This window comes from Rhodovulum visakhapatnamense (genome assembly GCF_004365965.1).
Classification (GTDB): domain Bacteria; phylum Pseudomonadota; class Alphaproteobacteria; order Rhodobacterales; family Rhodobacteraceae; genus Rhodovulum; species Rhodovulum visakhapatnamense.
Window position 1 is genome coordinate 140,949 of the sequence record NZ_SOEB01000010.1, and the last position, 7,106, is coordinate 148,054.

A 7,106-nucleotide genomic window follows, 5' to 3' on the forward strand; every position below is an offset into this window, starting at 1 on the left:
GGCAATGTGCACATCCGCGTGAGCCCGGGTCCTGTGAGGGGGCGTGATCCGGCCGCGTTCCGCCCTAGGTGAAAGAAAGCCCTTGCCCGACAGGGGACGCAGACAGGAGATCGAATGAGCGTCAATGCGATTATCGTATCGGCCGGCGAGGCGCTGGAGGTTCTGCGCGCCGGATGGCAGGCACAACAGGCCGGGCAGATCACGGCCTCCTACATGCTTCACGGGCGGCCCGGTGTGGGCAAGACCCAGGTGATCGAGCAGCTGGCCGCCGAGATCGGGGCCCGGCTCTTCGACCTTCGGCTGACCACGATCGAGCCGCAGGACCTGCGCGGGCTGCCCTATTATGACCACGAGGCGCAGAAGACCAAGTGGTACCGGCCCGAGGACCTGCCCGACGACCCCGAGCAGCCCTCGATCCTGTTTCTCGACGAACTCACCGCCGCGTCGCCGATGCTGCAGCCGACGGTCTACGGGCTGTTGCAGGAACGCCGGGTGGGGCGGCACCGGCTGCCCGGCAACGTCTTCATCGTTGCGGCGGGCAACACGGTCGAGGACGGGGCCATCGCCTATCAGATGAACACCGCGCTGTCGGACCGGCTGATCCATCTGCATGTGCAGGCCGCCGCGACCGACTGGCTGGACAATTACGCGGTGCCGAAGGGGCTTCACGCGACCGTCATCGCCTTCATCAAGACCCGTCCCGACCTGTTGGACACGACCGAACGCGCCGTGGCCGAGGGCCAGCTGATCGCGACCACGCCGCGCAGCTGGGAACGGGTCAGCCAGATCATGGGCGCGGTGACCGAGCGGCGGCTGAGGAACGTGCTGATCGCGGGCACGGTCGGCGACGCGGTGGCCGCCGAATTCGCGCTGATCGCCGATGATATCGCGGCGACGGTGCAGGTGCAGGAGATGCTCGAGGCCTCGCGGAAGGACCGGATCGGTCTTTATCCGGCCTCGATGCACGGTCTGAACGCGCTGATCTACGGGCTGATCGGGGTGCTTGAGGCGCGCAATGCCGATGCGGTGATCGACTGCATGGCCGAGATCCGCCAGCTTGCGCGCCACCGCCCCGAAGAGGCGTTCCAGCGGATGCCGCTGGGCGAGCTGTGCACCTACGGCTTCGAGGGGTTGATCCGCAAGGGGCTGGACCTCGGGCTGGGCGAACGGTTCCTCGGCCACGAGGCCTATCGCAGCTACGCGGCCGACCGCAAGGCGACGGGGCTTTGAGGTGATCCCGTCGCGGCATTCGGCCCGCGCCACCCGGGCCTTGCAGAAGCTGGCCGAGCAGGACCCGGCCTTCGCGGCGCTGGCGCTGTGGTGCACCCATGCCGACAGCGATGCGCGCGAGGGCCCGGCCTGGACCGATGGCGCGGCGATCCGCTACGGGCCCGCCTTCGAGGCCTTGAGCCTGCCCGAACAGATCGGGGTCGCGGCCCATCACATCCTGCATGTCGCCTTTCGCCACGCGCCCCGGACGCGGGCGATGTACCTGCGCTTCGGCGACCGGTTCGACGAGGATCTCTTCAACCTCGCGACCGATGCCATCGTGAACGAGACGCTGATGCTGTCGGGCTTCATCCTGCCCCGGCCCGTGGTGCGGTTGACCGGGCTTCTGAAAACGGCCGCCCGCGAGGACCTGGGCGCCGACGAGGCGGTGACCCGCTACGATGCCGAGCGGCTTTATCTGCGGCTGTTGCAGGACGACGCCGCGCCGCAAAACGGCAAGCCCGGCGATCGCGGCGTGCGGGCGGGCGGCACGACGGGCGAGGGCCAGGGCCGGGGCAGCACCGGCGAGGCCCGGCCGCGGCCCGGGGGCGCCGTCGCCGAGGCCGCGCGGGACTATGGCCGCCAGCAGGGCTTTGCCCCCGACATCGAAACCGGCGGGACGGACAGCGATCAGGGCGCGGGCAGCGAGGCCGATGCCGACTGGCGCCAGCGCGTGGCCCGCGCGATGGAGGCCGGGCGGATCGCCGGGCACGGCCTGGGCATGCTCGGCCACCGGCTGGCCGACCTGCCCGAGGTTCACACCCCCTGGGAGCAGCATCTGCGCGCTTTGGTCACCCGGGCGGTGACGGTGCAGCCCCAGCCCCGCAACACCCGTCCCGCCCGGCGCTGGATCGCCCGAGACAGCGACGCGCGGGCGCGGGACGAACCCTCTCCGGCCTTCGAATATGCCTGGACCCGCGATCTCGAGATCCCGCGGATCGTGGTCGGCATCGACAGTTCCGGGTCGGTCGAACCGACCCTTCTGGCGAAGTTCGCGGCCGAGGTGGCGGGGATTTCCAAGCGCACCGGGGCCGAGACCCATGTTCTGGTCTTCGACACCAAGGTGCAGGGCCATCAGGTGATGGGCGGCGGTCTGTGGGAGGGCCGCATCGCGGATGTGCTGTTCTCGCGCGAGGGCGGGACGTCCTTCATCGCGGTGATGGAAGAGGCGCTGGCGCTGGGCCCCTCGGCGGTGGTGATCCTGACCGACCTCCTGGGGCCGTTCGGCCCGCCGCCGCCGCGCGGGCTGCCGGTGATCTGGGCGGTGCCGGGCGAGGTGCCGCCGGGCGGCGCGCCCTTCGGGCAGGTGCTGTCGCTGGCGCGCTAGGCCTCAGAACGGCAGGAGCGGCGCGTCGTTTCGGAGGTACAGCGGGTGCTTGGCCGACCCGTCCTGGTTCTTGCCGAAACAGAAAAGCGGTCTGCCGCTGTCCCGCAGCGCGGCGACGATGCCGTCTACCACCCCGGCATAGCGCGGATGAAGCCGCCCATAGGCCATCACCACGACCTCGGCCTCGGCGGCCATGGCGAGGATCTCGGGCAGGTTCTCGGGGCTGCAGGCAAGGGCCGGGTCCTTCGGCAGATCCTTGGGGTTGGTCACCCGATAATCCAGCACATTGCCCTTGAGATAGCGGGTAAAACCCAGCACCGCGGCGCGTCTTGTCTCCTTGGCGCAGGTGTTGTCCTGCACCAGCGCATCGGCGGTCGAGGGGTTCATCCCGCAGAACAGGATGGTGCGGGATGGCTGCCCTTCGGGCGTCCAGTCGCGTTCGAGCCGGGTGCGGTAGCGTCCGCAGGGTGAAAAGACGGCACTGCCGCGCATGCCGGGCGGCAGCGCCCAGCGGGTCTTGCCGCCCGGATCGTGCAGGCTGGAAGGGTCGATCTCGGTCATGCCGCCGGTCTTAGACGATCTCGCGCCGAGGGGGGAGCCCGTTTCGGATCGCATCGGCCGGGCAGGGGCCGGGCAGGGGGCGGGGCGCGCGGTTCAGCCCGACTCGCGGCCGGGCTCGGGCGGTACATGCACCCGTCCCTCCGGGGTCAGCAGATGAACGTCGCGGCCCTCGATCACCACGGCCGACAGCGGCCGTCCGTACCCGGCCCCGGTATCGAGGTTCACCCGGTTGCCGAAATGGGTTACCCGGTCGACCGGGGTGTGCCCATGGACGATCAGCGCGCCGTGATCGCGGCGGTCGCGGTGGAACTCGCCCCGGATCCACATCAGGTCCGTCGGGTCCTGCTCTTCGAGCGGTACGCCGGGCCGGACCCCGGCATGGCAGAAGAAGGCCCCGCCCCGGCGGTACGAAAACGGCAGGCTGTCGATAAAGGCCAGATGCGCGGCGGGCACGGCGGCGCGGGCCTCGGCATGGATCCGGACCGGGTCGCGATGATGCCCGGCATCGACGCCGTAGGCGCCCAGCGTGGCAGCTCCGCCCACGCGGTCCTCGAGCCAGGATATCCCGGGCTTCACCGGTTCCGGTTTGCAGCCGGGATCCAGGAAGAACCGCATCCAGCGGTCGTGATTGCCCTTCAGGCAGATCCAGGGCCGGCCTTCGGCCCGGCCGCGCATCAGCAGGTCGAGCACCCCGCGGCTGTCCGGGCCGCGATCGACATAATCGCCGATGTGAACCACCGGCGCGTCGGAGTCGCCGACCCGCGCCCGATCCTCGGCGATCAGGTCATGGGCCGCCTCGAGCCGCGCCCGCTGGCCGTGGATGTCGCCGATGGCATAGCTTCGTACCATGGGAGGTCTCCGGAAAGAGAACGGGCCTGCCGCAGGGTCTGCGGCAGGCCCGTCCGGTGTGGTCAGTCGGCCGGGATCAGGCGATCTCGAACTCCAGCGGGCGCACCTGCTGGAAGAGGCCGGTCTTTTCCAGTTCCGCGACCACATGCACGGGCATCGGCTGGTCCAGATACATCAGCGCGATCGCATCCTCGCCGGCCTTGGTGCGGCCAAGGGTGAAGTTCGCGATGTTGACCCCGTGCGCGCCCATCGCCGCGCCGAGCGCGCCGATGATGCCCGGCACGTCCTTGTTGGTGGTATAGAGCATGTGTTCGCCGATCTCGGCATCGATGTTGATGCCCTTGATCTGGATGAAGCGCGGCTTGCCGTCCGAGAAGACGGTGCCGGCGATCGAGCGTTCGCGCTTGTCGGTCACGACGGTCATCTTGATGTAGCCGTCGAAGGTGCCCGACTTGCCCTGGGTGGTGGTCGAGACCGCGATGCCGCGTTCCTTGGCAATGACCGGGGCCGAGACCATGTTCACCTCGGCGATCACCTCTTTCAGGACGCCGGCGATGGCCGAGGCGTTCAGGGCGGCGGTGTTCATGTCGGACGCGACGCCGTCATAGAGGATGTTGATCGCCTTGATCGGCTCGTCGGTCATCTGCCCGATGAAGGACCCGACATGCCCGGCCAGCTTGATCCAGGGTCCCATGACCTTGGCTTCCTCGGCGGTGATCGAGGGCATGTTGATGGCGTTGGTGACGGCGCCGGTCATCAGGTAGTCCGACATCTGCTCGGCGACCTGAAGGGCGACGTTTTCCTGCGCCTCGGTGGTCGACGCGCCCAGGTGCGGCGTGCAGACGACGTTGGGCAGGTTGAAAAGCACGTTATCCTTGGCCGGTTCGACCGCGAAGACGTCGAAGGCCGCGGCCGCGACATGGCCCGATTTCAGCAGGTCGGCAAGCGCCTCCTCGTCGACCAGACCGCCGCGGGCGCAGTTGACGATGCGCACGCCCTTCTTGGTCCTGGCCAGCGCGTCCTTCGACAGGATGTTGGCGGTTTTCTCGGTCATCGGCACGTGGAGCGTGATGAAGTCGGCCTTCGGCAGCATCTCGTCCAGCTCGACCTTGGTCACGCCCAGCTTGTCGGCGCGCTCCTGCGACAGGAAGGGGTCGTAGGCCAGAACCCTCATCTTCAGGCCGATGGCACGGTCGGCCACGATGGACCCGATATTGCCGCAGCCGATGAGGCCCAGGGTCTTGCCGGTCAGCTCGACCCCCATGAAGCGGGATTTCTCCCATTTGCCGGCATGGGTCGAGGCATTGGCCTCGGGGATCTGCCGGGCGGCGGCCATCATCATCGCGATGGCATGTTCGGCGGTGGTGATCGAGTTGCCGAAGGGGGTGTTCATCACGATCACGCCCTTCTTCGAGGCGGCCGGAATGTCGACATTGTCGACGCCGATGCCGGCACGACCGACGACCTTGAGGTTGGTGGCGGCTTCGAGGATCTTTTCGGTCACCTTGGTGGCCGAGCGGATGGCAAGGCCGTCATACTGGCCAATCACCTCAAGCAGCTTGTCCTTGTCCTTGCCGAGGTCGGGCAGGAAGTCGACGTCGATGCCGCGGTCGCGGAAGATCTGCACGGCGGTTTCGGAAAGCTTGTCGGAAACGAGAACCTTGGGGGCCATCTCGGGCACTCCTCATGGACTGGGGGACAGGGGCCGGGCGGGTATCGCCCGGCCACGAATTTTCGCAGAAAATTCGCGTCAGGCGGCGGCCGTCTGCGCCTCGATCTCGGCCTCGAAGGCCCATTCGATCCAGGGCATCAGCGCCGCGACATCGGCGGCCTCGACCGTGGCGCCGCACCAGATCCGAAGACCCGCGGGCGCATCGCGATAGGACCCGATGTCGAAGGCCACGCCTTCCTTGTCCAGCCGCTTGACGATGGCCTTGGCGAAGGCCGCACCGTCCTTGATCCGCGCGTCGGTGAATTTCAGGCAGACGCTGGTGTTCGACCGGGTCGCGGGGTCCGCCGCCAGGTTCTCGATCCAGGGTTTCGCATCGACGAAGTCCTGCACCGCCTTGAAGTTCGCGGTCGAGCGCTCCATCAGCTTCGGCAGGCCGCCGATCGATTTCGCCCAGTCAAGCGCCACAAGATAGTCCTCGACCGCCATCATCGACGGGGTGTTGATGGTCTCGCCGACAAAGATGCCCTCGATCAGCTTGCCGCCCTTGGTCAGGCGGAAGATCTTCGGCAATGGCCAGGCGGGCTTGTAGCTTTCCAGCCGTTCGACCGCGCGTGGGCTCAGGATCAGCATCCCGTGCGCGCCCTCGCCGCCCATCACCTTCTGCCAGGAGAAGGTGACGACATCGAGCTTGTTCCAGGGCAGATCCATCGCGAAGGCGGCCGAGGTCGCGTCGCAGATCGTCAGGCCCGCGCGATCCGCCGGGATCGCATCGCCATTCGCGACGCGCACGCCCGAAGTGGTGCCGTTCCAGGTGAAGACCACGTCCTTGTCGAAATCGACCTCGGCGAAATCGACGATCTCGCCATAGGGGGCCTCGCGCACGGTGGCGTCGAGCTTCAGTTGCTTGACGACATCGGTAACCCAGCCCGCGCCGAAGCTTTCCCAGGCCAGCATCTCGACCCCGCGGGCGCCCAGCATGGACCACATCGCCATTTCGACGGCGCCGGTATCCGAGGCGGGCACGATCCCGATCTTGTAATCGGCAGGGACGCCGAGGATCTCGCGCGTCATGTCGATGGCGGCCTTCAGCTTGGCCTTGCCGATGGCGGCACGGTGCGACCGGCCGAGCGCGGCGTCCGCAAGCATGTCGACAGAGAAATCGGGGAGTTTGGCACAGGGGCCGGACGAAAAGCGCGGATTGACCGGGCGCGCTGCCGGGGTAGCGGTAACCATCGCTGGTATCCTTCCAGATATACGCCCCTCGTTGGGGAGGGGTGTCCCGCCGCCGGACATACGCTTCCCCAGAAAAAACAGCAAGTATCAAAAGGGTCTGCTAGGTCATGTTGACAAATGGCGGACCCAGAGACGGATCGACGTGATGTCAATGAAGCCGAGGAAGCTCTCAGCGGTCTTGTCGTAGCGGGTCGC

The 7,106-nt window shown here is 67.7% G+C and carries 6 protein-coding genes and 1 pseudogene; 2 read left to right on the forward strand and 5 right to left on the reverse strand.

What is annotated here, in order from left to right:
• Positions 1-114: 114 nt before the first annotated feature.
• Positions 115-1,230, forward strand: coding sequence for an AAA family ATPase (locus EV657_RS11090; RefSeq protein ID WP_134077906.1), 1,116 nt, complete (start codon positions 115-117; stop codon positions 1,228-1,230).
• Between the two features lies 1 nt (position 1,231).
• Positions 1,232-2,596 (forward strand): vWA domain-containing protein, encoded by a 1,365-nt coding sequence (locus EV657_RS11095; protein WP_243837557.1) that lies wholly within the window; start codon positions 1,232-1,234, stop codon positions 2,594-2,596.
• Positions 2,597-2,599: 3 nt separating this feature from the next.
• Here EV657_RS11095 and EV657_RS11100 read toward each other — a convergent pair whose 3' ends face one another.
• The 5 genes and pseudogenes from EV657_RS11100 to EV657_RS11120 all read right to left on the reverse strand — a co-directional run.
• Positions 2,600-3,157: a DUF1643 domain-containing protein gene (locus EV657_RS11100; RefSeq protein ID WP_075783826.1), complete on the reverse strand. Its 558-nt coding sequence runs from the start codon at positions 3,155-3,157 to the stop codon at positions 2,600-2,602.
• A gap of 93 nt (positions 3,158-3,250) precedes the next feature.
• Positions 3,251-4,006 carry a metallophosphoesterase gene (locus EV657_RS11105; protein ID WP_075783825.1) on the reverse strand — a complete coding sequence of 252 codons (756 nt, stop codon included), beginning with the start codon at positions 4,004-4,006 and terminating at the stop codon, positions 3,251-3,253.
• Positions 4,007-4,082: 76 nt separating this feature from the next.
• Positions 4,083-5,678, reverse strand: coding sequence for a phosphoglycerate dehydrogenase (serA, locus tag EV657_RS11110; RefSeq protein ID WP_113669181.1), 1,596 nt, complete (start codon positions 5,676-5,678; stop codon positions 4,083-4,085).
• Positions 5,679-5,756: 78 nt separating this feature from the next.
• Entirely contained in the window at positions 5,757-6,911 is a 1,155-nt protein-coding gene (locus tag EV657_RS11115; protein WP_113669182.1) for a phosphoserine transaminase, read from the reverse strand.
• A gap of 105 nt (positions 6,912-7,016) precedes the next feature.
• A pseudogene (locus tag EV657_RS11120) lies at positions 7,017-7,106 on the reverse strand (IS5/IS1182 family transposase); the annotation flags it as partial.